Origin of the sequence: Ilumatobacter coccineus YM16-304 (genome assembly GCF_000348785.1) — a bacterium.
In the GTDB taxonomy this organism is placed as follows: Bacteria; Actinomycetota; Acidimicrobiia; order Acidimicrobiales; family Ilumatobacteraceae; genus Ilumatobacter_A; species Ilumatobacter_A coccineus.
In genome coordinates this window covers 1,855,190-1,879,908 of sequence record NC_020520.1, presented here as the reverse complement: position 1 = coordinate 1,879,908, position 24,719 = coordinate 1,855,190, and the positions used below count along the sequence as shown (strand labels likewise).

At 66.8% G+C, this 24,719-nt stretch carries 26 protein-coding genes and 1 tRNA gene; 17 read left to right on the top strand and 10 right to left on the bottom strand.

Annotated features, from left to right (window positions below; all coding sequences use genetic code 11):
• Window positions 1-1,215 carry an aminotransferase family protein gene (locus YM304_RS08430; protein ID WP_051071368.1) on the top strand — a complete coding sequence of 405 codons (1,215 nt, stop codon included), beginning with the start codon at window positions 1-3 and terminating at the stop codon, window positions 1,213-1,215.
• 176 nt (window positions 1,216-1,391) lie between these two features.
• Window positions 1,392-2,153, top strand: coding sequence for a dienelactone hydrolase family protein (locus tag YM304_RS08425; RefSeq protein WP_197536946.1), 762 nt, complete (start codon window positions 1,392-1,394; stop codon window positions 2,151-2,153).
• A gap of 67 nt (window positions 2,154-2,220) precedes the next feature.
• Here YM304_RS08425 and YM304_RS08420 read toward each other — a convergent pair whose 3' ends face one another.
• Window positions 2,221-2,643, bottom strand: a complete 423-nt coding sequence (locus tag YM304_RS08420; RefSeq protein WP_015441238.1) for a cyclic nucleotide-binding domain-containing protein — start codon at window positions 2,641-2,643, stop codon at window positions 2,221-2,223.
• 136 nt (window positions 2,644-2,779) lie between these two features.
• On the opposite strand from YM304_RS08420, the gene YM304_RS22275 reads away from it, so the two are divergent.
• The 4 genes from YM304_RS22275 to YM304_RS08395 all read left to right on the top strand — a co-directional run bounded on the left by YM304_RS22275 (window position 2,780) and on the right by YM304_RS08395 (window position 6,582).
• Window positions 2,780-4,375: an aromatic ring-hydroxylating oxygenase subunit alpha gene (locus YM304_RS22275; protein WP_015441237.1), complete on the top strand. Its 1,596-nt coding sequence runs from the start codon at window positions 2,780-2,782 to the stop codon at window positions 4,373-4,375.
• Window positions 4,376-4,482: 107 nt separating this feature from the next.
• Window positions 4,483-5,079, top strand: coding sequence for a pyridoxamine 5'-phosphate oxidase family protein (locus YM304_RS08405; protein ID WP_015441236.1), 597 nt, complete (start codon window positions 4,483-4,485; stop codon window positions 5,077-5,079).
• Entirely contained in the window at window positions 5,076-5,570 is a 495-nt protein-coding gene (locus tag YM304_RS08400) for an anthrone oxygenase family protein (RefSeq protein ID WP_015441235.1), read from the top strand. The genes YM304_RS08405 and YM304_RS08400 overlap by 4 nt, the downstream gene beginning before the upstream one ends.
• Before the next feature lie 13 nt (window positions 5,571-5,583).
• Window positions 5,584-6,582, top strand: a complete 999-nt coding sequence (locus YM304_RS08395; protein ID WP_015441234.1) for an AraC family transcriptional regulator — start codon at window positions 5,584-5,586, stop codon at window positions 6,580-6,582.
• Here the strand turns inward: YM304_RS08395 and YM304_RS22270 are convergent.
• Genes YM304_RS22270 through YM304_RS08380 form a run of 3 tightly spaced genes read right to left on the bottom strand, consistent with a single transcriptional unit; the run spans window position 6,579 to window position 10,358 of the window.
• Window positions 6,579-7,499, bottom strand: a complete 921-nt coding sequence (locus tag YM304_RS22270) for an SCO6745 family protein (protein WP_015441233.1) — start codon at window positions 7,497-7,499, stop codon at window positions 6,579-6,581. The genes YM304_RS08395 and YM304_RS22270 overlap by 4 nt on opposite strands.
• A gap of 1 nt (window position 7,500) precedes the next feature.
• Window positions 7,501-8,781: an acyl-CoA dehydrogenase family protein gene (locus YM304_RS08385; protein ID WP_015441232.1), complete on the bottom strand. Its 1,281-nt coding sequence runs from the start codon at window positions 8,779-8,781 to the stop codon at window positions 7,501-7,503.
• On the bottom strand, window positions 8,778-10,358 hold the full coding sequence (locus YM304_RS08380; RefSeq protein ID WP_015441231.1) for an AMP-binding protein: 1,581 nt from the start codon (window positions 10,356-10,358) through the stop codon (window positions 8,778-8,780). The genes YM304_RS08385 and YM304_RS08380 overlap by 4 nt, the downstream gene beginning before the upstream one ends.
• A gap of 134 nt (window positions 10,359-10,492) precedes the next feature.
• Here YM304_RS08380 and YM304_RS08375 point away from each other — a divergent pair, with 134 nt between their 5' ends.
• The 5 genes from YM304_RS08375 to YM304_RS08355 all read left to right on the top strand — a co-directional run bounded on the left by YM304_RS08375 (window position 10,493) and on the right by YM304_RS08355 (window position 14,852).
• Window positions 10,493-12,130: an acyl-CoA mutase large subunit family protein gene (locus YM304_RS08375; RefSeq protein WP_015441230.1), complete on the top strand. Its 1,638-nt coding sequence runs from the start codon at window positions 10,493-10,495 to the stop codon at window positions 12,128-12,130.
• A gap of 2 nt (window positions 12,131-12,132) precedes the next feature.
• The gene (locus YM304_RS08370) at window positions 12,133-12,612 is read left to right on the top strand and encodes a VOC family protein (RefSeq protein WP_015441229.1); all 480 of its coding nucleotides are present in this window, start codon (window positions 12,133-12,135) and stop codon (window positions 12,610-12,612) included.
• 91 nt (window positions 12,613-12,703) lie between these two features.
• Window positions 12,704-13,213 carry a hypothetical protein gene (locus tag YM304_RS22265; RefSeq protein WP_015441228.1) on the top strand — a complete coding sequence of 170 codons (510 nt, stop codon included), beginning with the start codon at window positions 12,704-12,706 and terminating at the stop codon, window positions 13,211-13,213.
• A gap of 122 nt (window positions 13,214-13,335) precedes the next feature.
• On the top strand, window positions 13,336-13,992 hold the full coding sequence (locus YM304_RS08360; protein WP_015441227.1) for a nitroreductase family protein: 657 nt from the start codon (window positions 13,336-13,338) through the stop codon (window positions 13,990-13,992).
• Window positions 13,989-14,852: an LLM class F420-dependent oxidoreductase gene (locus YM304_RS08355; protein WP_015441226.1), complete on the top strand. Its 864-nt coding sequence runs from the start codon at window positions 13,989-13,991 to the stop codon at window positions 14,850-14,852. Before YM304_RS08360 ends, YM304_RS08355 begins: the two co-directional genes overlap by 4 nt.
• On the opposite strand, the gene YM304_RS08350 is transcribed toward YM304_RS08355, so the two are convergent.
• Together YM304_RS08350 and YM304_RS08345 are read right to left on the bottom strand one after the other, a co-directional pair.
• The gene (locus tag YM304_RS08350; protein WP_015441225.1) at window positions 14,813-15,298 is read right to left on the bottom strand and encodes a MerR family transcriptional regulator; all 486 of its coding nucleotides are present in this window, start codon (window positions 15,296-15,298) and stop codon (window positions 14,813-14,815) included. The genes YM304_RS08355 and YM304_RS08350 overlap by 40 nt on opposite strands.
• Window positions 15,295-15,747, bottom strand: a complete 453-nt coding sequence (locus YM304_RS08345) for a methyltransferase family protein (RefSeq protein WP_015441224.1) — start codon at window positions 15,745-15,747, stop codon at window positions 15,295-15,297. The genes YM304_RS08350 and YM304_RS08345 overlap by 4 nt, the downstream gene beginning before the upstream one ends.
• Window positions 15,748-15,890: 143 nt before the next feature.
• Here YM304_RS08345 and YM304_RS22260 point away from each other — a divergent pair, with 143 nt between their 5' ends.
• Window positions 15,891-17,111 (top strand): HNH endonuclease signature motif containing protein, encoded by a 1,221-nt coding sequence (locus YM304_RS22260; RefSeq protein WP_015441223.1) that lies wholly within the window; start codon window positions 15,891-15,893, stop codon window positions 17,109-17,111.
• Between the two features lie 99 nt (window positions 17,112-17,210).
• Entirely contained in the window at window positions 17,211-18,872 is a 1,662-nt protein-coding gene (locus tag YM304_RS22255; RefSeq protein ID WP_231897666.1) for a hypothetical protein, read from the top strand.
• Between the two features lie 24 nt (window positions 18,873-18,896).
• Here the strand turns inward: YM304_RS22255 and YM304_RS08330 are convergent, their stop codons facing one another.
• A complete protein-coding gene (locus tag YM304_RS08330; RefSeq protein WP_015441221.1) occupies window positions 18,897-19,265 on the bottom strand; it encodes an FKBP-type peptidyl-prolyl cis-trans isomerase in 369 nt (122 codons plus the stop codon).
• Between the two features lie 77 nt (window positions 19,266-19,342).
• Here YM304_RS08330 and YM304_RS08325 point away from each other — a divergent pair, with 77 nt between their 5' ends.
• Both YM304_RS08325 and YM304_RS22250 read left to right on the top strand, forming a co-directional pair.
• Entirely contained in the window at window positions 19,343-20,983 is a 1,641-nt protein-coding gene (locus tag YM304_RS08325) for a hypothetical protein (protein ID WP_154723370.1), read from the top strand.
• 50 nt (window positions 20,984-21,033) lie between these two features.
• Window positions 21,034-21,723 (top strand): alpha/beta hydrolase, encoded by a 690-nt coding sequence (locus YM304_RS22250; RefSeq protein ID WP_015441219.1) that lies wholly within the window; start codon window positions 21,034-21,036, stop codon window positions 21,721-21,723.
• Window positions 21,724-21,736: 13 nt separating this feature from the next.
• Here YM304_RS22250 and YM304_RS08315 read toward each other — a convergent pair whose 3' ends face one another.
• On the bottom strand, window positions 21,737-22,636 hold the full coding sequence (locus YM304_RS08315) for an NAD(P)-dependent oxidoreductase (protein WP_015441218.1): 900 nt from the start codon (window positions 22,634-22,636) through the stop codon (window positions 21,737-21,739).
• An 84-nt stretch (window positions 22,637-22,720) separates the two neighbouring features.
• On the opposite strand from YM304_RS08315, the gene YM304_RS08310 reads away from it, so the two are divergent.
• Complete coding sequence (locus tag YM304_RS08310; protein ID WP_015441217.1) at window positions 22,721-23,215, top strand: VOC family protein; 495 nt, start codon at window positions 22,721-22,723, stop codon at window positions 23,213-23,215.
• A 50-nt stretch (window positions 23,216-23,265) separates the two neighbouring features.
• On the top strand, window positions 23,266-24,009 hold the full coding sequence (locus YM304_RS08305) for an endonuclease/exonuclease/phosphatase family protein (protein ID WP_162142051.1): 744 nt from the start codon (window positions 23,266-23,268) through the stop codon (window positions 24,007-24,009).
• Here the strand turns inward: YM304_RS08305 and YM304_RS08300 are convergent, their stop codons facing one another.
• Both YM304_RS08300 and YM304_RS08295 read right to left on the bottom strand, forming a co-directional pair.
• Window positions 24,010-24,546, bottom strand: coding sequence for a CarD family transcriptional regulator (locus YM304_RS08300; RefSeq protein ID WP_015441215.1), 537 nt, complete (start codon window positions 24,544-24,546; stop codon window positions 24,010-24,012).
• A gap of 77 nt (window positions 24,547-24,623) precedes the next feature.
• A tRNA-Arg gene (locus YM304_RS08295) sits at window positions 24,624-24,697 on the bottom strand.
• Window positions 24,698-24,719 lie beyond the last annotated feature (22 nt).

The window sequence follows — 24,719 nt, the reverse complement described above, 5'->3', positions numbered from 1 at the left end:
ATGACGTCGAGCGCGCTGCTGCATCCCTTCGCCGACCCGGCCAAACCGGAAGGCGACTTCGTGAAGATCGTGCGCGCCGAAGGCACCACGTTGTGGGACGACACCGGCAAGACCTACCTCGATGCGATGGCCAGCCTGTGGTTCTGCCAGATCGGCCACGGCAACCGCGAGATGGTCGATGCGATCGGCACACAGTTGGCCCAGCTCGACAGCCACCACATCTTCGACCCGTTCACCCATCAACCGGCGATCGACGCGGCCGAGGCCATCCGTTCGGTCTCGCCGATGCCCGACGGTCGCGTGTTCCTCGGCAGCTCCGGATCCGAGGCGGTCGACACCGCGCTCAAGTTGATGCGCCAGTTCCACCGGTTGAACGGCGACCCCGACCGCCAGATACTGCTCCGCCGAACGCGCGGCTACCACGGCACCAACTGGGGCGGAACCACCGCCCAGGGCATCGAACCGAACCGAGACGGCTGGGGCGACCTCGTCCCGCACTTCGTCGAGATCGACCCGGACGACGTCGAGGACGCGGCGCGCGTGTTCGCCGAGCACGGCGACCGCATCGCCGGGGTCATCACCGAGCCGATCCAGGGCGCCGGCGGTGTGTTTCCACCGTCGGATGGCTATCTCGAAGGGCTTCGCCGCCTCACCGAGCAGCACGGGGCGTTGCTGTGTTTCGACGAGGTCATCAGCGGCTTCGGACGGACCGGGTCGTGGTTCGCGTCGCAGACCTACGGCGTCACGCCCGACCTGATCACCTTCGCCAAAGGGGTCACCTCCGGCTACCAGCCGCTGTCGGGTGTGGTCGTCGGCCGGCGCGTGGCCGATGCCTTCGAGTCGTCGGATGCGATGTTGCGCACCGGCTACACCTACTCCGGGCATCCGGCAGCGTGTGCTGCCGGGGTCACCAACATCGCGATCATCGAACGTGACGGTCTCGTCGCCCGAGCGACCGAGATCGGCGAGCGCTTCGAGGCGGCGTTCGCGGCGCTCACCCGCGACGGCGTCATCGCCGGTCACCGCGGAACGGGTGCCGTCCAGGCGGCACTCCTGCACGCCGACGGCATCGGCACTCGACAGCGGATGCTCGAGGGTGGCGTGGTCGTACGCCCGATCGGCGAAGCGCTCGCCTTCTGCCCGCCGCTCACGTCGACCGACGCCGAGATCGACACCATGATCGATGTGATGGTCGCATCGATCCGCCCTGCGTAGGCGCTCCGAGCGGGCGGAGGTCGCGGTCCCGCCAACCGTCGATTCCGTCGATCGAGCGGTCGCTCGTACGTTGCTCGCACGTTGCCAGCTCGTTGCTCGTTCGTTGCCCGATTCGCCATGACTCATGCCAGAAAGAATCTGCGGTGACTTGGACGCTCACCGTGACGATCGGGCCGATGAGCGGGTACTTTCACCCGATGGACCTCAACGAATCGATCCTCGACGTCGCCACGGACGACGGCACGATGGCGGTGCTCGTGAAGGAACCGGCCGCCGGCGGACCGTTCCCGACGGTCGTCATCTTCCACGATGCTCCGGCGATCCGCGAGGCCCTCCACGAGTTCATGCGCAAGCTCGCCGCCGACGGGTTCCGCGTCGTCACGCCCGATCTGTACCACCGCTCCGGCCGGATGATCGGGTTCGAACCCGCCGACGTGGTCGCCGATCCGTCACTCCGCAACCGCATGTGGGAGCTCATCGCCAGCCTCGACGACGTCGGCATCCAGTCCGACCTCGACGACACGCTCGACGCGCTCGACCTTCCGGCCGACGCGAAGCTCGGCACGATCGGCTTCTGCCTCGGCGCCCGGGCGGTGTTCCGCACGCTCGAGCGACTGCCCGAGCGTTTCGCCGCCGGATCGATGTTCCATCCATCGTTCCTGGCCGACACCGAGCCCGACTCCCCGCACCGGTCGGCCGCGCAACTGCAGCAGCCGCTGTTCATCGGCATCGGCACCGCCGACAAGGTGCAGTCGATCGAGATGCATCAACCGTTCTTCGACGCGGTCGAACCGCTCGACAACGTCGAGGTCGAGATCTTCGACGGGGCCGACCACGGCTTCACCTGGCCTGGCTACGCCACGTACCACCAGGAAGCGTCCGACCGCACGTACGAGAAGACACTCGAGATCTTCCGCCGCACGTTGACGGCAGGCTGACCCGCCCGGCCGCGACCCGACCGCGATGAGCGGCCGGCTCGGCGTCGGAACGACGCCGGCAACCGGGTCAGTCGGAGACGCGGGAGTTGTTGTCGACGACGCGCTTGGCGACGATCGGCAGCATCTTGACCGCGATCTGCGGCGCTTCGTCGAGCACGTTGTCGAACGAGCGACTGTCGATGTGCAACACCTTGGTCGGCCCCTTGGCCACCACGTCGGCGTTGCGCGGACGACCTGCGAGCAGCCCCATCTCGCCGGCGAAGCCGCCGGTCTCGATGAGCGCGATCTCGGTGTCGCCGAGCTTCACACAGAGCGAGCCCTCGAGCACGATGACCATCTCGCGAGCCGTCGAGCCGGCACGCATGAGCACGTCGCCCTCCTTGAAGGAGAGTTCGGTGACCGCGGCGCCGATGACGTCGAGGTCCTCGTCGTCGACACCCGCGAACAGCGGGACAGCGCGGAGGTAGTCGTGGTACTGGTTACGTGACATGTGGTGAAGTCCGATCTCGTCCGAAGAGTGCTGAGTGTAGCGACTGTCTGCCAGGCGTATCGGGCCGAGCTCACCACAATCCGAACGCCTTTTCACCAACTCGATACGAGCCGAAGTGGCGTGCGAACATGGCCTCATGACCGAGACGATCACCGGCACCGACCGCTCCGCTGGCATCAGCTTCACCGAGTTGCTCGAGGGCGACTCGGGCCCCGTGTCCGACCTGCTCCGCAACGAGAGCCGGGTCGGCCTGCGCGAGGGCAACACGCGCGTCCCCGCCTGGTATTACACCTCGCCCGAGTTCCACGCGCTCGAGGTGGAGAAGTTGTGGAGCCGCGTGTGGCAGATGGCGTGCCTCGAAGAGGAGATCCCCGAGGTCGGCGACTACCACGTCTACGAGATCGCCGACATGTCGTTCCTGATCGTGCGCACCGACGACGGCATCAAGGCCTACCGCAACGCGTGTCTGCACCGCGGCCGCCTGCTTCGCGAAACCCACGGCAAGGGCGCCAAGAACCTGCGCTGTGCGTTCCACGGCTGGGCCTGGAACCTCGACGGGTCGATGAAGGAGATCCCGTGCGAGTGGGACTTCCCGAGCATCCGCAAGGAGGACTACGAACTGCCCGAGGCGTCGGTCGACACGTGGCACGGTTTCGTGTTCATCAACCCCGACCGCAACGCCGAACCGCTCGCCGACTACCTCGCCGGCCTCGACGAGCACCACGAGAAGTACCCGTTCGAGAAGCGCGTCAAGGTCGTGCACGTCGAGAAGATCATGCGGGTCAACTGGAAGGCCTGCCAGGAAGCGTTCATGGAGTCGTACCACGTGGTGGCGACCCACCCGACGCTGATGACCAACCTCGGCGACGCCAACACGCGCTACGACACGTACGGCAACTTCTCTCGAGCCATCTCGCCCAACGCCGTCGAGAGCCCGCACCTCATCGGCATGAAGCACTACGAGCGCCTCGAAGACGGCAAGCAGTTCTCGCGCTACCGGCACCCGATGAACGGCCACATCTACGAACGTGTCGAGTTGGGCAAGGTTCGCATCATCGACCTCGACGGCAACGAGAGCCACTTCACCGACGAGGGTGAATGGCTCGACGGTCCGATCAAGCAGGGCGATCAGCACCTGTGCAAGTGGATCGGCGGCCCGACGCCCGAAGACGTGCTCGATCTGCCGCTCACCGATCCGGCACCGCCGCCCGAGATCACGACCGAAGCCGAGACGCGTGCCTGGGTCGCGGCGCAGCGTCGCGACGGCGTCCGCCAGCAGTTCGGCGACGCGATCGACCCCGACGAGTTCAGCGACTCCGAGATGCTCGACGCCACCTACTACTCCGTGTTCCCGAACTGGTCGCCGTGGGGTGTGTTCAGCACGCTCAACTACCGCTTCCGTCCGCACGGCAACAATCCCGACGAGTGCATCTTCGAAGTGATGATGTTCACGCCGTGGGGCGATCAAGACAATCGCCCGACTCCGGCCAAGGTCACCAAGCTGGGCCCCGACGACGACTGGACGATGGCCACCGAGATGGGCGCCGTCGCCAAGATCTTCCAGCAGGACTCGATCAACCTGCCGCAGGTCCAGAAGGGACTCAAGGCCCAGGAGCAGCAGGAAGTCGTCCTCGCCAACTACAACGAGACCAAGCTGCGCCACTTCTGGGAGCACCTGTACGCGCAGCTCGAGATCGGCGAGACGAACGTGTCGCTCACCCCGCGTTCCTGACGCTGGACACGCCCGGCGCCCAGACGCCGAGCGGTTCGGACGATCGGTCATGAACACCGGCGTCTGAGCCATTCCGCGTCCGAGAACGGTCGGTCATCGTGGACGTCATGACCACGACGAACATCACCTCCACCACGTCCACCGCCACGCGCACGCCGCAGGCTCCGCCACCCGACACGGCGGCCGACGCCATGGCGAGTCTCCTGACCGGCGACGGCCACGCACGCCGAATCGTCCGACTGATCCGCCGCAAGTCGTTCTGCACGCTCGCCACCGTGTCGCCCGCCGGGCGCCCTCACTCGGCCGGCGTCGTGTACGTCTGGGCCGACGGCGCGCTCTGGGCGCACACCATGAGCACCAGCCGCAAGGGCCGGAACATCGCAGCAAACGAGCACGTCGGCGTGACCATCCCGTTCCGGCGGCTTCCGGCAGGGCCGCCCTACACGATCCACTTCCAGGCCACCGCGACACTCGTCGAGATGACCGACCCGACCGCCCGCCGATTGATCGACGACGGCACGCTGAAACTCATCAGTGGCCACGGCGCGCTCGACGAACTCGACGGCGCCTTCATCCGCATCACACCGGTCGGCAACATCCACAGCTACGGCCCCGGCGCCCGGGCCATCGACATCATCCGCGACCCGCTGCACAGCGGCGCCGGCATCACCACGGCCGAGGCGATCGGCGAGGTCGAGCGATGAGCGCGGCGAGCGTCCTCACGGGGGCCTCGGTCGTGACGACGGGACTGATGGCCGGGCTCTTCTTCGGCTGGGCCGTGTCGGTGATCCCCGGCACGAAACAGGTCGACGACCACACCTACGTCGAGACGATGCAGTCGATCAACCGGGCCATCATCAACCCCGGATTCGTCGTGCCGTTCGTCGCCACTCCGCTCGTCCTCGGCGCCGCGGCGTTCGCTCAGGCCCGGGTCGGCAACATCCGCGCCGCCTGGTGGCTCGGTTCGGCGACCGTGCTGTACACCGTCGGCCTCATCGGGGTCACCGGCGTCGGCAACATCCCGCTCAACGACGCGCTCGACCGGTTCTCGCTCGATGCAACGGATCGGGCGGCGCTGGCCGAGCGTCGACGCACCTACGAGTCGCCGTGGAACCGTTGGCACGCGCTGCGCACGGCCGCTGCGGTCGCCGCGCTCGGTTGTGCGTCGATCGCCGCGCTGGTCGAGAGCGACTAGAACGGTGTGGACCATGGGTACCGCGCACACCCCCAACGAGATCGGCGAGGCCGGTGTTCCACTCATCACCGATCCGCTCGCCGAGGCGTTGCACTTCATGCGCATGGAGGGCGTGTTCTACTGCCGCTCCGAACTCACCGCACCCTGGGGTGTCGGCATGCCGGCGCTCCCCGACTGCGTGTACTTCCACGTCATCACGTCGGGCGAGTGCTGGCTCGTCGACGCCGACGGGACGCAACGCCTGGCGCGAGAGGGCGATCTGGTGGTGCTGCCACACGGACGCGGCCACGACGCTGTCGACGCGATCGGCAACGACACGCCCTCGGTGTTCGACCTGCCGCACGAATACGTCAGCCGCCAGTACGCGATCCTCCGCCATGGTGGTGGCGGCACAGCGACCAACCTGATCTGCGGCGCCGTGCAGTTCAAGCACCCTGCGGCACGATCGCTCGTGGCCCTGCTACCCGAAGTGATCCACGTGACGTCGTCGACCGTGCACGCCGAATGGCCGTGGATGCCGACGTTGCTCGGCCTGATGGCGCACGAGAGCGCGGCGACGCAGCCGGGAGGCGAGGCCGTCGTGACACGGCTGTCCGACGTGCTCGTGATCCAAGCGATCCGGCACTGGATCGCCACCGACACCGAGTCGCCACGGGGTTGGCTCGGCGCACTCGACGACCCGCTCATCGGTCATGCCATCGCGATGGTGCACCGCGAACCCGAGCGCGAGTGGTCGGTGGCGTCGCTGGCGCGGGAGGTGGCGATGTCACGGTCGAGTTTCTCCGCCAAGTTCACGAAACTCGTCGGCGAGTCGCCGATGCAGTACGTCACCACGTGGCGGATGCACCTGGCCGCCGACCTGCTCGCCGAAGAAGGACTCACGGTCGCACAGACCGCCGAACGGCTGGGCTACACGACCGAGGCAGCGTTCAGCCGGGCGTTCAAACGCATCACGGGCACGCCGCCCGGTGCCGTCCGGCGTGCGCCGACGACGGTCGATGCAACGGCTTAGCCCGCGGCTCGTTTGCGAGGATCCGCCGGCGCGACCTGCGCGTCGACGACGGCGGCACCGATCGTCTCGAGGTCGCCGACCAGGTCGTCGAAGCCGTCGCCGATGGCCTCGATGATCGCATGCTGCGAGAGGTCGGTCGCCGCCTCGATGGCGGTCCGCGCTGCGCGACCCGACTCCGTGATGACACCGCCAGACACCCAGCCGCTGGCTTCGATCGCGTCGACCGCCTGCTGAATGCGCTCTGGGCCGAACCCCCGTGTGGCGGAGTACTCGCCGATCGGATAGCCGAGCCACAGTTCGGTGAGCACGTTCATCTCGACCGGATCGAGGCCTGCAGCGACGGATGCCGCGAGGTTGCCGTCGCCGCGGTGCTCGCGGTACATCTCGGCGGCTCGCCACAGCGCGGCGTGCGGGTCGGCGCCGATCGGCAGCGAGCGGAGCGCGCTGAACAGCGGACGAGCGGTGCCGTCGACGCCGTCGAGCGCGGCTCGCAGCCGCGCTCCGGCCGACTCGACGAGTTCGATGTCGATGTCGGTCGTGGAAGCGACGACGGCGCGTAGCCCGTCGGTGGCGCCGGCTTCACGTCCGGCGAGTACCGCCTCGTGTGACGCTGCCGAGCGAGCGCCGTCGAGCACCGAGGTAAGGAGCGTCGGCTCGAACACGCCGAACGCCGACACGACGACGCCGGCGTCGACGTCGGGCCCGAGTGCTGCGGCCCTCCCCCACACGTAGCCGCCGAAGAAGTCGAGTCCGAGGGCGGTGAACTGCTCGGTCGCCGCTCGTGACCACCATCCGATGGTGGCGATCGGTTCGATCGCGTCGCGGAGTCGACGGGCTCGCGTCGTCGGCAGTGCCGGTGACGGCGGCGCAGGCGTGGACGGCGTGAGGAAAACGGCGGCGAGTTCCTCGTAGCTCATCTCAGCGAGGAACGTCCTTCCACGGGCCGGTGTCGGCCTTGGGCTCGCGTGGCAGACCGAGCACTCGCTCCCCGATGATGTTGCGCTGCACCTCGTCGGATCCACCGGCGATGCGGTAGCCCGGGGCACCGAGCACGTGCTCGCCCCATTCGAACGTGCCCCACTCGCCGCTGTCGGCGATGAGCTTCGGGCCGAGCACGGCACTGATCATCTCGGTCATCGCGTACATTCCCTCGGTCCAGAGCAGCTTGCCCAGCGAGCCTTCGGGGCCAGGTGTGCCCGACTTGGCGAGGTCGGCGGCGCGACGGTTGACCATCGACTCGATCCGGTCCTTGATGTACACCTGCATCAGCTTGTCACGCATGACCGGGTCGGCGGTCACACCTTCGTGCTGAGCGGTGGCGAGCAATTGCTTCCAGGTGCCGCCGGCTGCCGCGCCCTCGGACCCCGACTCGGAGTGGTCGCGTTCGAAGCCGAGCGTCGTGAGCGCGACACTCCAGCCCGCGCCGACATCGCCGATGCGGAGGTCGTCGGGGATGCGGACGTCGTTGAAGAAGACTTCGCAGAACGACGAGCCACCGCTCATCTGGTGGATCGGTCGCACTTCGATGCCCGGAAGGTCGAGCGGGATCATGAACGCCGTCATGCCCTTGTGCTTGACCTCGTCGACGTCGGTGCGAGCGATGAGCTCGCCCCACTGAGCGAACTGGGCTCCCGAGCTCCAGACCTTCTGGCCGTTGATGACCCATTCGTCGCCGTCGCGCTCGGCGCGGCATGCGAGGCCGGCGAGGTCGGAGCCGGCGCCCGGCTCGCTGAACAGCTGACAGGCCAGCGTCCGCGCGGACATGAGATCGGGAAGGAAGCGCTGCTTCTGCTCGTCGGTGCCGAACACGTTGATCGTCGGAGCGATCAGGCCCGTGGTGACGCCGAGCAGTTCGTGCTTGCCATGCGACTTGAACTTGCGCTCGAGGCGCCCGTACGCCCGAGCGTGCTTGCGGCTGAGGCCGAGGCCGCCGTACTCGACCGGCGCGGCGATCGCGTGGTAGCCGCGTTCGGCCTTCTTGATGACCCAGTTCTGGATGTTGGTGATGTACTCGAGTTCGGTGTCGTGGTCCATCGCATGGAACACCGACACGCTGAACTCGCCGTTGCCCCATTCGATCGGGCCGCTGGCGTCCGGCCGTGGTTCGGCGTTGGCCTCGAGCCATGCCAGCGCTTCTGCCTCGAAATCCTCGATGCTGATGTTCGGGTCGATGGCGGGGCGTTGCTGTGTGTCGGTCATGCGGAGTCTCCAACTGGGTCGACGGTGATTTCTTCGATGGTTCCGGCCAACCACGCATCGCGCAGGGCCCGCTTGTTGATCTTGCCCATCGTGTTCCGCATCAGATCGGTCACGACGTGGTATTCACGGGGACACTTGTAGTGGCTCAGCCGTTCGCGAAGCCAAGCGGAGAGCTCGGCGACGTCGGGCGGGTTGTCGGGGTCGGTCGCCTGCACCAGGCCGACGAGCGACTCACCCATTTCTGGGTGCGGCACCCCGATGCAGCCGACGTCGGCGACGCCGGGATGATCGATGAGCAGCTGTTCGGCCTCGGCGGGATAGATGTTCACACCGCCCGACACGATCATGTCGCTGAAGCGGTCGGTGATGAAGACGTAGCCGTCTTCGTCGAGGTAGCCGATCTCGCCGAGTGTGAAGAGTCCGGGTTCGGGGTTGGAGGCGGCGGTCTTGGCCGGGTCGTTCGGGTAGATGATGCCGCGGCCGGTGGCGTCACGGAAGAACAGCTGGCCTTCGGTGTTGGCCGGCACCTCGTTCATCTCCTCGTCGAGCACGAGGGCGGTGAACGGCGGGATCGAGCGGCCGACCGAACCCTTGTGTTCGAGCCATTCTTCACTCGAGATGGCGCACACGGTGCCGACTTCGCTCGCCCCGTAGGCGTCGCGGAAGACGGGGCCGAACCACTCGATCATCGCTGCCTTGACGTCGACCGGGCACTTCGCCCCGGTGTGCGCCATGAGCTTCATCGACGACACGTCGTACTTGGCCTTGACCTCGTCGGGCAGGGCGAGCATGCGAACGAAGTGCGTCGGCACCATCACCGTGGTCTCGGTCTTGTACTTGTCGATCATCGCGAGCGTCTGCTCGGCGTCGAACTTGGCGAGGATCACCGACGGCACGCCGGCACACAGCAGGCGCATGCCCGAGAGCGGGCCGGTGTGGTACATCGGGCCGACGACGAGGTGGGTGCCGAAGCCGGAGAATCCGCCCTGGGCGAGCGCTTCGAGGTGTTCGACCATGTTGGTGCCACCGGCGAACATGGTGGGCGGCAGCTCGGTGCCCTTGGGGCGTCCGGTGGTGCCCGACGTGTAGAGCAGGTTCGGGCGTGGGACGACGTCGTCGGGCGGGTCGTCGGTCGATCCGCCGGCGAGCCACTCGGACCACGGCGTCACGCCGTCGGTGGGCGGACAGTCCCACGCGATGATGGTGTCGACGCCGGCCTGGCGTGCAGCCTCGACACCTCGCTCGAGGGTTTCGGGGCCGACGAAGAGCACCCGGCTCCCCGAGTCGGTGAGGATGTAGGCGGCTTCGTCGGCGGTGAGGTGGAAGTTGACCGGTACCGACGAGGCACCGGCCAGCAGCCCACCCAGGTGGGCGAGGGCGGTCTCGGCGGCGTTCTCGGCGAACACCGCGATGCGGTGATCGGGCCCGAGTGCACCCTGTCGGTCGAGGTCGAGCAGGAGGTTCGCCGAGCGGTTCAACGCATCGTCGACCTCGAGCCAGTTCAACTCTCGCTGTCCGTCGACGAGCGCGAACCCGTTCGGATCCGCGGCGGCCTGGTCTTTCGCGAAACGTGGCATCGACTCGTTTCTAGCGGGAGCGCGCCGCTCAGTTCGCACCCGACGGCCGAGATTTCCGAAAGAGCGTTCAGGAATGTGTCACACCACGCCGTTGTCCTCGTCGTCGCGACACCGAAGCGTCTACGTTTGTGGCCATGAGCGAGCCCACGAACCGTGAAATCTGGGAAGAAGCCTTCGGGGCTTCGCGAATCCGAGAGCAGGACTACTCGACGATGTCGGGCATCCCGCTCGAACCGGTCTACGGACCCGACGACGGAGAGTTCCCCGGCCAGTACCCCTACACCCGCGGGCCGCACGCGTCGATGTACCGCTCGAAGCTGTGGACGATGCGCATGTTCGCCGGGTTCGGCACCGCCGAAGACACGAACAACCGCTTCAAGGAGATCCTCAAGGCCGGCGGCGGCGGGCTGTCGACGGCGTTCGACATGCCGACGCTGCTCGGGCTCGACTCCGACGACCCGATGGCGCTCGGTGAAGTCGGTCGCTGCGGCGTGGCCGTCGACTCGCTCGCCGACATGGAAGACCTCTACGCCGACATCGACCTCGGTGAGATCACGACGTCGATGACGATCAACAGCCCTGCGGCGCCGATCTTCGCGATGTACATCGCCCAGGCCGAGAAGTCGGGCGTCAACCGCGTGCGCCTCGGCGGCACGCTGCAGAACGACATCCTCAAGGAGTACCAGGCGCAGAAGGAGTTCGTCTTCCCGCCGCGCCAGTCGATGCGCCTGGTTCGTGACACGATCCAGTTCACCGCCGCCGAGATGCCGCGTTGGAACTCGATCTCGATCTCCGGCTACCACATCCGCGAAGCCGGCTCGACCGCTGCCGAAGAGTTGGCGTTCACGATCGCGAACGGCTTCGCCTACGTCGAGTTGGCGTTGCAGGCCGGTTTGCCGATCGACACGTTCGCACCCCGGCTCAGCTTCTTCTTCAACGCCCACATCGACTTCTTCGAAGAGATCGCCAAGCTGCGCGCTGCCCGCCGCATCTGGGCGCGCTGGATGAAGGAGCGCTACGGCGCCGAGAGCGCCAAGTCGATGCAGCTCCGCTTCCACACCCAGACCGCCGGCGTGTCGCTCACCGCACAGCAGCCCGAGGTCAACATCGTGCGCACGGCGATCGAAGCGCTCGCCGGGGTGCTCGGCGGAACGCAGTCGTTGCACACCAACTCGATGGACGAGGCGCTGGCGCTGCCGACCGAGAAGTCGGCACGCATCGCGCTTCGCACGCAGCAAGTCATCGCGCACGAAACCAACGTCACGCACGTCGCCGACCCGCTCGGCGGCTCGTACTTCGTCGAGGAACTGACCGACGAGATGGAGCGTCAGGCCGAAGAGATCTTCTCGAAGCTCGACGAGTTCGGTGACGGTTCGATCCTCGAAGGCGTCATCCGCGGCATCGACGAGAACTGGTTCCAGGGCCGTCTCGCCGATTCGGCGTACGAACTCGAGCGCAAGTTCAACGCCGGCGAGCGTGTGATCGTCGGCGTCAGCGACTTCCTCGAAGGCAACGACGACACGATGGACATCCTCCAGATCACCAACGAAGACGAGCAGCGTCAGCGCGCTCGCCTCGACACGGTGAAGCACGACCGTGACAGCGAGGCCGTCGAGAAGGTGCTGGCTCGCCTGGCCCAAGAGGCGGCCGACCCGGAGGTCAACCTCATGCCGACGCTCATCGAGGCCTCGCACGTGTACGCCACGCTCGGCGAGATCATGTCGACGCTCGCCGGGGTCTTCGGTCGCCACACCGAAGTCCCGATCATCTGACCATGGCCATCGACTACCAGCGGATCTACCACACGGGCGTGCGCGTGCCATCGCTGCGTCCGGCGATGGACGAACTCGGCGCACAGCTCGGCCTCACGTGGGCCGAGGTGCGCCAGAACGACCAGCAGGTCTGGACCCCCGAGCGCGGCCTGCACACCGTGCCGCTCACCTACACGTACTCCTGCGAGGGTCCGCAGCACCTCGAACTCCTCGAAGGCGAGCCCGGATCGGTGTGGGACGGGCGCGAACAACCCGGCGTTCACCACATCGGTGTGTGGGTCGATGACGTGGCGGCCGAAGCCGAGGAAGCGCTCCGCAACGGGTGGACCTGCGCAGCGTCGCAGACGGCTCCCGACGACGGCTTCGGCGTGTTCGCCTACGTGGTTCCGCCGAGCGGCATGATCGTCGAGTTGGTCGACGCCGCCGTGCTCCCCCACTTCGAACAGTGGTGGGCCGACGGGCTCGCCGCCGTGGCCGACTGACACCGACTGACACCGAACTGCCCCTCGGCATCCTCGGCCGCCGACACATCGTTCGCGACGACAACTACCGTCTGGACATGGAGGCCCGAGCGTGAGCATCGAACCCCGTCGCCCCGACATGCCGGCCGAGGTCGAGGTCGTCGCCGAGCGCCGCACCATCGTCACCGCACTCCCCTTGAAGAAGGCAGCACGGCAACGTCTCGCCGAGCTCCTCGATGCGCGTGTGGTCGATGTACGCGATCCGGTCGACCACGTCGATCTCGTCCTCACGCCGTCGTGCAGCCCGCAACTGATCGGTGCGCTCAGCGACAAGTACGACGGCGCACGGGTGGTGGTGGTCGAACTCGACGACTGGGAGTTCGGCGTGGAGTTGGGCGGGCCGGTCAAGCGGATCCTGCGGAGTGGGGCGTCTGCCTACGTGCTCGCCGACAGCATCGACGAACTGGCGAGCAAGATCAGCACTCCCTCCGCCGAGGATGATCGAGCCGACGCGGCCGAGGTGCACGAACTCGCTGCGGGAGCGACGGTCGACGAGGTCATCGCCGCGTTCCTCCGCGAATCGGTCGAGTACTCCGCTCGGGTCCACACCCCCGACTCCTGATCACTTCCGCTCCCCTGCCCGGCGGCGCCGACGCCGGCGCGCCGTGACCGAACTGGCGTGCTGTGACCGAATCGGTCGTTCCCGCTTCGATCGACGCGTGGCCGCTACGGCAGTCTGACGAGATGGATTTCGACCTCGATCAGACCGATCATCTGCTCTCGACGACGCGCGCTGTTCGCAAGCGTCTCGACCTCACCCGAGAGGTGCCGAGAGAGCTGGTGCTCGACTGCGTGCGCATCTCGACGCAGGCCCCGGCGGGCGGCAACTACCAGAAGTGGCGCTGGGTGATCGTCGACGATCCCGACAAGAAGGCGGTCATCGCCGACGCCTATCAGCGCTCGTACGCCCCGTACATCGAGAAGCAGCGGGCCGCTGTGGCGAAGGCCGGCAACGCCGCGTCGTCCGATCCGATCATCGACTCGAGCACGCACCTGGCCGAGGTCCTCGCCGACGTCCCGGTCCTGGCGATTCCGTGTGCTCTCGGCTCGCCCGCCGACGCCGGTGACGTTCAGCAGGGCTGGTGGGGGTCGGTGATTCCCGCCGTGTGGAGCTACTGCCTGGCGGCCCGGTCGCGCGGGCTCGGCACGGCGTGGACCACGCTGCACCTGCCGTACGCCAACGAAGTCGGCGAAGCGCTCGGCATCCCCGACACGGTGACGCAACTCGCGTGCATCCCGACGGCCTACTACACCGGCGACGACTTCAAGCTCGCCAACCGCAAGCCGGCCGAACAGGTCACGTACTGGAACGCCTGGAAGAACAGCGAGATCGAATCATGAAGTACGGCGTCGTCTACCCGCAGACCGAACTGGGTGGCGACCCCGACGCAGTCCGCCAGATCGGTCTGGCGACCGAAGAACTCGGTTTCGACTACCTCCTCGCCTACGACCACGTCGTCGGCGCCGTTCACGCCGACCGCGAACCGAAGCTGTGGGGGCCGTACACCGAGCACGATCCCTTCCACGACCCGTTCGTGATGTTCGCCTACCTCGCCGGCATGACCGAGCGCATCGAGTTCGCCAGCGGCGTCCTCATCCTCCCGCAGCGCCAGACGGTGCTCGTCGCCAAGCAGGCAGCCGATCTCGATCTGTTGTCGGGCGAGCGGTTCCGGATGGGTGTCGGTGTCGGCTGGAACTACGTCGAGTACGACGCGCTCGGCCAGGACTTCTCGACCCGCGGTCGGCGGGCGGACGAACAGATCGAGTACCTCCGCACACTGTGGTCGGAGGATCTCGTCGACTGGACCGGCGAGTTCGACGCCATGGATCGGGGCACGTTGATTCCGAAACCGAAGCGACAGATCCCGATCTGGATCGGCGGGTTCAGCCCGGCCGCGTTCCGCCGCGGCGCCGAACTCGGCGACGGATTCATGTACGCGGGCGACGAGGGGCGCGTGTTCCGCGCCAAAGACGACGTGGTGGCGCGAGCGGCCGAGAACGGTCGCGACATGACCGACTACGGCCACGAGTGGGTCGGTCTCCGGGCCGGCGATCCACAGAACGCAGCCGACGCCGCCGAACGCTGGCGCGAGGCTGGAGGAACCCACTTCGCATCGGTGTCGATGGGCCAGGGCCTCGACTCGATCGAGGCGCACCTCGACTACTTCTCGAACATCGCCGAACGACTCATCTCCGAGTAGCCGAGCGAGTCGTCTGCCGATCCCGACGGAGCAGCGTCGCGTTCCCCGTTGCGGCTGACCGGCAGTGCATCGGCAACGTGTTGTTGGAAGCCTGGACAATCGAGCGGGACCGGGTTCGGACACTCGAGCGCATGAGTGAGACCGTCGATGGCTCGGTCCAACCGCGTTCTCGTCGCTTGCAATTCCAGGATCTTCGCCTCGAGACGGTGCTTGCCGTCATCGAACGCATCCGGCGCGAGGAGCGCCGCGATCTCGTCGAGCCGAAAACCTGCGCCCTTGAGCACGACGATGGTCGCAAGACGATCGAGGATGTCGGCTGGGTACTGCCGGCGGATCCCGCGACGGCCGGCGACGGCGATCAGACCGCGCCGCTCCCACACGTGCAGCGTGGTGGCCGGCAGGCCCGATCGTGCGATGACATCGCCGATGTCGATGAGTTCGGTCATGACCGCCCGATCCATCGGCGGCAGTGCTGTTGGTACATGCGATAGTCGTCTCCGAAGTGAGCGACCATTCTCGCTTCTTCGTACGGGATGTACCAGCGACCTGCAGCCGTCACGAACGCGACCGGCGCGATCCAGGCCGAGAGCGACCCGACCGCGATCGCGACGCCGGCGAGCAGCGTGGCGAACCCGAGGTACATCGGATTGCGCGACCACGCGAACGGTCCATCCACGACGAGGACGTCGGGGTCGCGGAACGTGTGGATGTTCGTCCGGAGCGCTTCGAACAGTGCCGAACTGCGCCAGGTCAGCGCCGCCCCGCCCAAGATCGGCCCCAACCCCACGAGGCGCCACCACCCGTCGATCAAGCTGACCACTGGCGCCAGCAACCCGATGACAATCGCAACGATGATCAGGATCAGCACGAGGATGGGAGGAAGAATCGAACGCATACGCCGAGTCAACAACCTCGACCCGAGTCGAGGTCAAGGCCCATGACACGGAAACCACCGACGCTCGATCGTCGGCGCCGAAACACTCGGACTCCTGGCGCGTTGCCCCAACTCTGAGACACCCCTGTCGTACACTTGTTCGTATGCAGACCTTGTCGATCGCCGAGTGTGTGGAGGAACTCGACCGGCTCGCCGACCCCACACCCGCGGTCACCGCCGCCACGCGTGGGATGCGTCGCCAGCGCGCCGAGCAACTCGACGAAGTCCACGCCATCGTCCAGCGGGGCGAGTTCTACACGCTCGGCTACCGCTCGGCGACCGACTGGCTCTACCAGACCACCGGCGAAGGCATCGGCCACTGCAAAGTCACCCTGCAGTTGGCTGAACGCATCCAACACATGCCACTCATCAAGGCCGCGTTCGCAGCCGGACACATCCCCGAAACCAACCTGCGTTCGTTGGCCGACGCCTGGACCCTCGACGTCGCCGACATCTTCGAACGCGACGAGGCGATGCTGCGATCGTGGGCGGTCGACCTGCCCCACAAAGACTTCCGCTTCGTGCTCGACACCTGGCGCATGCGCGCCGACCCCCACCGCGAAGAACGCACCAGCCAAGAACAGTTCGACTCACGAGCCCTGCACCTGTCGAGCCTGCTCGACGGGATGGGACGCCTCGACGGCACCCTCGACCCCGAAGCACTCGCCTTGGTTCGCGAAGCCATCCGCGCGCTGTCACAACCAGCCGACGGTGAGACCCGCACCGCCAGCCAACGCCGGGCCGACGCCCTCACTGAAATGGCGCGCATCACACTGGCCAACCTCGACGTGGCGCCTGGCAAGAAGCGACGCAAGCCGAAGGTGATCGCGACAATCGCGTACGACGACCTCGACAACGCGACGGGTGGCGGCGTGATCGACACCGACCTGGATACGACCGTCGTACCAGCCGAAACGATCCGGCGGATGGCATGCGACTGCAACGTCCACCGCTACATCACCAACCCCTTGGGCACCGTCATCGACTACGGACGCTCCCACCGAGTCGTCACCGACCCACTGTTCGACACGCTGCTCATCCGTGACCACGGATGCCGGTGGCCCGGCTGCTCCATCCCCGCCGGCTCATGCGACGCCCACCACGCCCAACACTGGCTCGACGGCGGCGACACCAAACCCGACAACCTCGTGCTGCTCTGCTGGTTCCACCACCAACTCCTCCACGAACAGCAATGGAGTATCGAGCCCCTCGGGGGCGGACACTTCAACCTCAACTCACCACACGGCACGTCGCAGACGCTGCGACCACCCCTGGTCGGCCTCACCCCACCGACTCGAGCACCGCTGCCCTTCCCACCCGCCTGAGAGCACCCGGCCGGCCCGTCGAGATGTCGGGGTAGGGGGCTGTGGCAGTGTTTTGGGATGAGAAGGTTCACGGGATTGTTGGTGGCTGGTTGTGTCGGCGTGGCAGGCACGTTGATCGGGACACAGTGGGTGTCAGGGGCAGGTGAGTCAGCCGAGTCGGTGTTCATATCGGTCACGCCGTGCCGTCTGGTCGACACGCGTTCCGACCCAGGGTTGAACACCGGGCCGCGCGATGTGCCGATCGGCGAAGACGAAGTGGCCACGTTCAACGCCCACGACGGCTCCGATGCCGACTCGGCGTGCGAGATCCCGGCCTCGGCGACCGCCATCGCGACGAACACGGTCGCGGTGAACCCCACAGCACGGGGATTCCTCACACTGTTCCCCGGCGACGTCGCCAACCCTGGGACCGCGAACCTGAACTTCGTGGCCGGTCAGGCTCCGACTCCGAACGCAGCCAACATCCCGCTGGCGGCCGATGGGTCGTTCAACGTGTTCAACGCGTTCGGCACCGTGAACGTCGTCATCGACGTCAACGGCTACTACCAACCATCAACGAGCATCGGAGCCACCGGCCCACAAGGACCCGCCGGCCCGGCGGGATCCACAGGCCCGCAGGGCCCCACTGGACCTGCGGGACCAGTGGGGCCTGTGGGACCAGTGGGGCCTGCGGGTGGGCTCGACACCGGCCACAGTGTCAGCGGCGTCGACACTGCTGGAATCGTCGGCTCGCATACGTCGACCGCGATCGGAGCGAACGGCAACCCGATCATCAGCTACCACGACGCCACCAACGATGACCTCAAGGTCGCGGCCTGCACCAACCCAGCCTGCACCGCAGCCACCATCACCCCACTCGACACGACCGGGGACGTCGGTGAGTACACATCGATCACCATCGGCACGAACAACAACCCGATCATCAGCTACCAGGACGACACCAACGATGACCTGAAGGTCGCGGCCTGCACCAACCCGACCTGCGCAGCGGCGACGATCACACCACTCGACACCGGCGGCGACGTCGGCCGGTACACGTCGGTCACGATCGGGGCGAACGGCAACCCGATCATCAGCTACTACGACGACACCAACGATGACCTGAAGGTCGCGGCCTGCACCAACCCGACCTGCGCAGCGGCGACGATCACACCACTCGACACCGGCGGCGACGTCGGCCGGTACACGTCGGTCACGATCGGGGCGAACGGCAACCCGATCATCAGCTACTACGACGACACCAACGATGACCTGAAGGTCGCGGCCTGCACCACCCCCACCTGCACCGCAGCAACCATCACACCACTCGACACCACCGGCGACGTCGGTCAGTACACATCGATCACCATCGGGGCGAACGGCAACCCGATCATCAGCTACCAGGACGCCAGCAAGTTTGATTTGAAGGTGGCGGCCTGCACCGACACCACTTGCAGCGCTGCGACGATCACGCCACTCGACACCACCGGCAACGTCGGGTATTTCACGTCGATCACCGTCGGTGTGGACGGCAACCCGATCATCAGCTACTTCGACTTCTCAAACCGCGATCTGAAGGTGGCCGCATGCACGAACCCTGCCTGCACCGCAGCGACGATCACCCCACTCGACACCACCGGCGATGTCGGCTTCTACACGTCGATCGCCATCGGCGTCGACACCAAACCCGTCATCGCCCAGAACGACGACTCGAACAGCGATCTGAAGGTGGCGGTCTGCGGGAACGCGACCTGCGAGAACTACGCCGGTCGCAGCCGCTGAGACACCGGACTCCGGTCAGCTCGGTCAGGTGACTTCGAGGAGATCGACCACGAAGACGAGCGTCTCGTTCGGGGCGATCACACCGCCGGCGCCCTGGGCGCCGTAACCCATGTGCGGCGGGATGGTGAGGCGGCGGCGGCCGCCGATCTTCATGCCCTGCACGCCTTCGTCCCAGCCCTGGATGACCTGGCCCTGACCGAGGCCGAAGCGGAACGGCTCGAGGCGATCCCACGACGCGTCGAACTGCTTGCCCGTCGACCACGAAACGCCCACGTAGTGAACGGTCACGTTGGCACCCGACGTGGCTTCGTTGCCGTCGCCGACCGTGAGGTCTTCGATGACCAGCTCTCCGGTCGGGGTCTCGTCGGGAATGGTGACTTCAGGCTTCTTCATGGCGGCAACCTATCCGCGGCGGCGCCGCTCGCGCCGGCGTGCAATCCGAGGTGGCCGGATTGTGGCAGAGTTTTCGCATGAGCAGATTGATGGGGTTGTTGGTTGCTGGTGGTGTCGCGGTGGCGGGCACATTGATCGGGACACAGTTGGTGTCGGGCGCGGGCGAGTCGGCCGAGTCGGTGTTCGTGTCGATCACCCCATGTCGTCTGATCGACACGCGCTCCGATCCGGCGCTCAACACCGGTTCGCGCGATGAGCCGATCGGCGGCGACGAAGTGGCCACGTTCAACGCCCACGACGGCAGCGATGCAGACTCACCGTGTGAGATCCCCTCGTCGGCGACAGCGATCGCGACGAACACGGTCGCGGTGAACCCGACTGCACGCGGGTTTCTCACCCTGTTCCCCGGCGACGTCGACAATCCGGGGACGGCCAACCTGAACTTCGTGGCCGGTCAGGCTCCGACTCCGAACGCAGCGAACATCCCGTTGGCGCCTGACGGGTCGTTCAACGTGTTCAACGCGTTCGGCACCGTGAACGTCGTGATCGACGTCAACGGCTTCTACCAACCGTCATCGAGCATCGGTGCCCCTGGTCCACAAGGACCTGCCGGACCTGCCGGGCCTGCGGGCGGAACCGACACCGGCCACAGCGTGAGCAGCGTCGACATCGCCGGCTCAACGGGCTTGAACACGTCGACCGCGATCGGCGCGAACGGCAACCCGATCATCAGCTACTACGACTCGTCCAACGACGATCTGAGGGTGGCCGCATGCACCAACCCTGCCTGCACCGCAGCCACGATCACCCCACTCGACACCACTGGCGACGTCGGCACCGACACGTCGATCGCCATCGGCACCAACGGCAACCCGACCATCAGCTACCGCGACGCCACGAACGGCGACCTCAAGGTCGCGGCCTGCACCGACCCCATCTGCACGGCAGCAACGATCACCTCGCTCGACACCGGCGGCAGCGTCGGCACCGACACGTCGATCGCCATCGGCGCCAACGGCAACCCGACCATCAGCTACCGCGACATCGCGAACGGCGACCTCAAGGTCGCGGCCTGCATCAACCCTGCCTGCACCGCAGCCACCATCACCCCACTCGACAGCGCCGGCGACGTCGGCACCGACACGTCGATCGCCATCGGCGCCAACGGCAACCCGACCATCAGCTACCGCGACATCGCGAACGGCGACCTCAAGGTCGCGGCCTGCACCAACCCCGCCTGCACCGCAGCAACGATCACCTCACTCGACACCGCCGGCACCGTCGGCCGGTACACATCGATCACCATCGGCGCGAATGACAACCCGATCATCAGCTACTACGACGGGTCCAACGGCGACCTGAAAACGGCTGCATGCACCAACCCCGCCTGCACCGCAGCCACCATCACCCCGCTCGACACCGCCGGCACCGTCGGCGCCTTCACCTCGATCACCATCGGTGCCAACGACAACCCGATCATCAGCTACTACGACACGTCCAACGGCGACCTGAAAACGGCTGCGTGCACCAACCCCGCCTGCACCGCAGCAACGATCACCTCACTCGACACCGCCGGCACCGTCGGTCTCGGCACGTCGATCGCCGTCGGCGTCGACACCAAGCCGGTCATCGCCTACCTCGACGACGTGAACGGGGACCTGAAGGTGGCGGTCTGTGGGAATGCGACCTGCGCGAGCTACACCGGCCGCAACCGCTGACCAGCCCGCCCACCGCATCGGCATTCGCGGCGACGTTGTACCGTTCGCGGATGTCCGTTCCCGAGGGTGACCCCACCGACCCGACAGCGCTCGAGGCGCTCCATCCGTTGGCCGTGCAACAGGTCGAGATGACGCCGACACTGCGCCACCGGGAGACCTACACCCAACGTGGGCTCCACACGGTGTTGTGGCATGAGCCGCTCGATCCGAAACCCGCCGCGATCGTCGCGTGCGGTGGCGCGATGGGCGGGCTGCTCGGACCCGGTCACGGGCTGTACCAGCGGCTCGGCGACGCCTGGGCCGAGCGAGGCGTGCGCTTCCTCCGGGTCGGCTACCGCGAACCGAACAACCTCGACCTCTGCGCGCACGACCTCGCCGTCGGTGTCGAACTCGCCCGCGACGCCGGTGCTGAGCGAGTGGTCGTGATGGGCCACAGCTTCGGTGGCGCCGTCGCGATCCGCACCGCCGTCGTGATGACCGGCTCGGTCGCCGGCGTCGTCACGTTCGCGACGCAGTCGGCCGGATGCGAGGTCGCGGGCGCTCTCGCCGGACGACCGCTGCTGCTGTTCCACGGCGACAGCGACGAGATCCTCCCCGCTCAGTCGAGCGAGATCGTGCACGCCATCGCCGGCGTCGGCGACCTCGAGATCATCCCCGGCGAGGGTCACCTGCTCGCCGAGAGCGACGACCTCATCGCCGAGCGACTCGACGAGTGGCTCCCCGACGTGCTCGGGATCTGACGCCTGGGAAGGTTCAGGGGTTGGCGAGCAGGTCGATCAGCGAGCTGGTGTCCCAGCGCTCACCGCCGCGGGCCTGCACCTGTGCGTAGAACTGGTCGACCAATGCGGTGACCGGGAGCCGAGCACCGTTGCGGCCGGCTTCCTCGAGCACGATGCCGAGGTCCTTGCGCATCCAGTCGACGGCGAACCCGAAGTCGAACTGGCCGTCGGCCATCGTGCGAGCACGGTTGTCCATCTGCCAGCTCTGTGCGGCGCCCTTGCCGATCACGTCGACGACCTGATCGATGTCGAGCCCGGCGCGCTGACCGAAGTTGATCGCCTCGGCCAATCCCTGCACCACACCGGCGATGCAGATCTGGTTGACCATCTTGGTGAGCTGCCCGGCGCCGGCATCGCCGAGGCGCTCGCACGACTGCGCGTACGCCGCGATGACCGGGGCGACGCGCTCGAACGCGGCCTCGTCGTCGCTGCCGCACATCACGGTGAGTTGCCCGTTCTCGGCACCGGCCTGACCACCCGACACCGGCGCATCGACGAAGCCGACGCCCTGCTCGGCGCACGCACCGGCGAGCTCGCGCGCGAGGCCAGCCGACGCCGTGGTGTGATCGACGAGCGTGGTACCGGGTGCCATCGTCGACAGCACGCCCTGCTCCCCCATCACGACCTCACGCACGTCGTCGTCGTTGCCCACACACATGAACACGATGTCGGCACCTTCGGCCGCTTCGGCGGGCGTGGGCGACGCCTGGTGACCGTTGAGCGCGACCCACGCCAACGCCTTGGCTGCCGTGCGGTTGTAGACGCACACGTCATGACCCGCACGAGCGAGGTGCCGCGCCATCGGCGCACCCATGACCCCCATGCCCAAGAAGGCGACCTGCAGGATTCCGTCGTTCGTCGTGTCGTCACTCATCGTCGGAGAGTCTGACACGCCCGGCGACACCGCCTCGCGACGTCGGTCGCATGTCACGGTCGGCGACCTGACAGGATCGTCGTCATGTTCGGTCCGCCGGTCCAGTTCGCGTATGTCGTCGACGATCCGGAGCGGGCCGCGGCCCACTGGGAGCAGCAGTTCGGCGCCGGGCCGTTCATCGTCAACGAGCACATTCCCGTCGTCGACGTCGTCCACCGCGGCGTGCCCTCGACGTTCGACCACACGAGCGCGTACGGATGGTGGGGCACGACGATGATCGAACTCTTCTGCCAGCACGACGACGAGCCGTCCGCCGTCCGCGAACGCTTCGCGCCGGGCGAGACCGGCCTGCACCACGTCGCCTGCTTCGTCGACGACTACGACGCCGCGCTGCAGCGAGCAGCGGACGCAGGCCTCGACATCGCCATGACCGCCCGGGCCGGACGCACCGACTTCGCGTTCGTCGACGACGTGGCGGCCCGCGGCCACTACTGGGAGCTGTACGAAGGCACCGAGGCACTCCGCGGCTTCTACGACCACGTCCGGACGCTCCACCATCGCCACAAAAGCGAGACGTGACGATCGACCTCGGTGTCACAGACGACATCTGAGCTGCCAAGATGGTCCGCGTGGAGACCACGGGGCTCGAATGGGCGGTACTGAGCTGGAACGTGCAGGGAACGAAGCACACCGACCTCGAGCGCGTCGCCGACGTCATCCGCAACGAATCGCCCGACGTCGTCGTGCTCCAGGAGATCCGGCGCAGTCAGGCCACCGAACTGGCCGAGCGGCTCCAGATGAAGTTCACGTGGTCGTTCAAACACCACGTCTTCTCGCCGTTCTTTCGCGACCGAGCGGAAGGCGCAGCGATCCTGACTCCCCACGCACTCGACGCTGCTGCCCACACCGTGATCAGCGAGGCCACGTCGCGACGCAGCTACAAGCGGCGTATCGCTCAGTGGGCGCTCGTCGGTCGGCCCGACACGTCGGCGTACCGGATCTACAACGTGCACCTGTCGCCGCACAACCGGCCCGACCAGCGGCGTCTCGAGGCCATCCGAGTCGCCGGCCTCGTCGCCGAACACGGCGACAGCCCGCCCGCCATCGTGGCGGGAGACTTCAACGATGCCGGCGAACCGATCGTCATCGCCACGCTGCCGGGCATCGAACACGTGCCACCGCCTCCGACCAACCCGTCGGACGATCCGATCGCCTGTCTCGACCACGTCCTCGTCCCCGCCGAGGCGCGTGACGTCAGCGTGTCGGTTCCGGCAGGTGGTGCCGATTGGGCCGAACTCTCCGATCACCTGCCGGTGACCGTGCGCTTCACCCTCGATTGGGTGCAGGGCGGCTTCGCACCGCCCCGCCCCTGACTACTTCTTCTTCTTTTTCTTCGGCGCTTCGGCTTCGTCGCCGTCTTTGAGCACGCCCTTGGCCAATGCCTCGTCGAGGTACTCCTCGGCGTCTTCGGCCGACACCTTCAGCGCCGGCGAGATCTCGGAGATCAGGTTGACGCGAGCACGCTCGTACATGGTGCGCTCGGCAGCCGACAGCGACGCATCGCGGTTGCGAGCTGCGAGGTTACGAACCACTTCGGCGACCTGATAGACGTCGCCGCTCTTCAGCTTCTCCTGGTGGTTCTTGAAGCGACGGCTCCAGTTGCTCGGCACACGCGGGTCGGGCTTGGCGAGCACGGACACGAGGTCTTCGAGCTCGTCGGCCGAGACCGGCGGTCGGACGCCGACGTCATCGGTCTTCTCGACTGGGACCTTCAAGGTCATTTCGTTGATGACGGTCTTGAGAATCAGGTACTCCTGTTTCTCACCGAAGAACTCCATCTTCTTCGTTCCCTGCACGACGCATGCACCGTGCTGGGGGTAGATGACGGTTTCGCCCTTCTTGAATTTCACGCAGTACCTCGCCCTGTTGGGGCAGCTCGGGGGGTCGCAGCTCTCGCATGCGACTCTTCAGGCTACCTGTGTCTGTGCGCCCTCGGCAGGATTCGAACCTGCGACCGGTCGATTAGAAGTCGACTGCTCTATCCAGCTGAGCTACAAGGGCAGAGGCGGAATGGTAGCGGCCG

What these genes read in the sequence shown, in the direction of transcription:
- YM304_RS08400 (WP_015441235.1), top strand. Translation starts at nt 5,076, where the DNA reads ATGAGCGCGGCGAGCGTCCTCACGGGGGCCTCGGTCGTGACGACGGGA.
- YM304_RS08385 (WP_015441232.1), bottom strand. Translation starts at nt 8,781, where the DNA reads ATGACCGACACACAGCAACGCCCCGCCATCGACCCGAACATCAGCATC.
- YM304_RS08430 (WP_051071368.1), top strand. Translation starts at nt 1, where the DNA reads ATGACGTCGAGCGCGCTGCTGCATCCCTTCGCCGACCCGGCCAAACCG.
- YM304_RS08355 (WP_015441226.1), top strand. Translation starts at nt 13,989, where the DNA reads ATGAAGTACGGCGTCGTCTACCCGCAGACCGAACTGGGTGGCGACCCC.
- YM304_RS08420 (WP_015441238.1), bottom strand. Translation starts at nt 2,643, where the DNA reads ATGTCACGTAACCAGTACCACGACTACCTCCGCGCTGTCCCGCTGTTC.
- YM304_RS08425 (WP_197536946.1), top strand. Translation starts at nt 1,392, where the DNA reads ATGAGCGGGTACTTTCACCCGATGGACCTCAACGAATCGATCCTCGAC.
- YM304_RS08315 (WP_015441218.1), bottom strand. Translation starts at nt 22,636, where the DNA reads ATGAGTGACGACACGACGAACGACGGAATCCTGCAGGTCGCCTTCTTG.
- YM304_RS08330 (WP_015441221.1), bottom strand. Translation starts at nt 19,265, where the DNA reads ATGAAGAAGCCTGAAGTCACCATTCCCGACGAGACCCCGACCGGAGAG.
- YM304_RS08395 (WP_015441234.1), top strand. Translation starts at nt 5,584, where the DNA reads ATGGGTACCGCGCACACCCCCAACGAGATCGGCGAGGCCGGTGTTCCA.
- YM304_RS08325 (WP_154723370.1), top strand. Translation starts at nt 19,343, where the DNA reads ATGAGCAGATTGATGGGGTTGTTGGTTGCTGGTGGTGTCGCGGTGGCG.
- YM304_RS08360 (WP_015441227.1), top strand. Translation starts at nt 13,336, where the DNA reads ATGGATTTCGACCTCGATCAGACCGATCATCTGCTCTCGACGACGCGC.
- YM304_RS08370 (WP_015441229.1), top strand. Translation starts at nt 12,133, where the DNA reads ATGGCCATCGACTACCAGCGGATCTACCACACGGGCGTGCGCGTGCCA.
- YM304_RS08405 (WP_015441236.1), top strand. Translation starts at nt 4,483, where the DNA reads ATGACCACGACGAACATCACCTCCACCACGTCCACCGCCACGCGCACG.
- YM304_RS22250 (WP_015441219.1), top strand. Translation starts at nt 21,034, where the DNA reads ATGTCCGTTCCCGAGGGTGACCCCACCGACCCGACAGCGCTCGAGGCG.
- YM304_RS22260 (WP_015441223.1), top strand. Translation starts at nt 15,891, where the DNA reads ATGCAGACCTTGTCGATCGCCGAGTGTGTGGAGGAACTCGACCGGCTC.
- YM304_RS08375 (WP_015441230.1), top strand. Translation starts at nt 10,493, where the DNA reads ATGAGCGAGCCCACGAACCGTGAAATCTGGGAAGAAGCCTTCGGGGCT.
- YM304_RS08345 (WP_015441224.1), bottom strand. Translation starts at nt 15,747, where the DNA reads ATGCGTTCGATTCTTCCTCCCATCCTCGTGCTGATCCTGATCATCGTT.
- YM304_RS22275 (WP_015441237.1), top strand. Translation starts at nt 2,780, where the DNA reads ATGACCGAGACGATCACCGGCACCGACCGCTCCGCTGGCATCAGCTTC.
- YM304_RS08310 (WP_015441217.1), top strand. Translation starts at nt 22,721, where the DNA reads ATGTTCGGTCCGCCGGTCCAGTTCGCGTATGTCGTCGACGATCCGGAG.
- YM304_RS08380 (WP_015441231.1), bottom strand. Translation starts at nt 10,358, where the DNA reads ATGCCACGTTTCGCGAAAGACCAGGCCGCCGCGGATCCGAACGGGTTC.
- YM304_RS08350 (WP_015441225.1), bottom strand. Translation starts at nt 15,298, where the DNA reads ATGACCGAACTCATCGACATCGGCGATGTCATCGCACGATCGGGCCTG.
- YM304_RS22270 (WP_015441233.1), bottom strand. Translation starts at nt 7,499, where the DNA reads ATGAGCTACGAGGAACTCGCCGCCGTTTTCCTCACGCCGTCCACGCCT.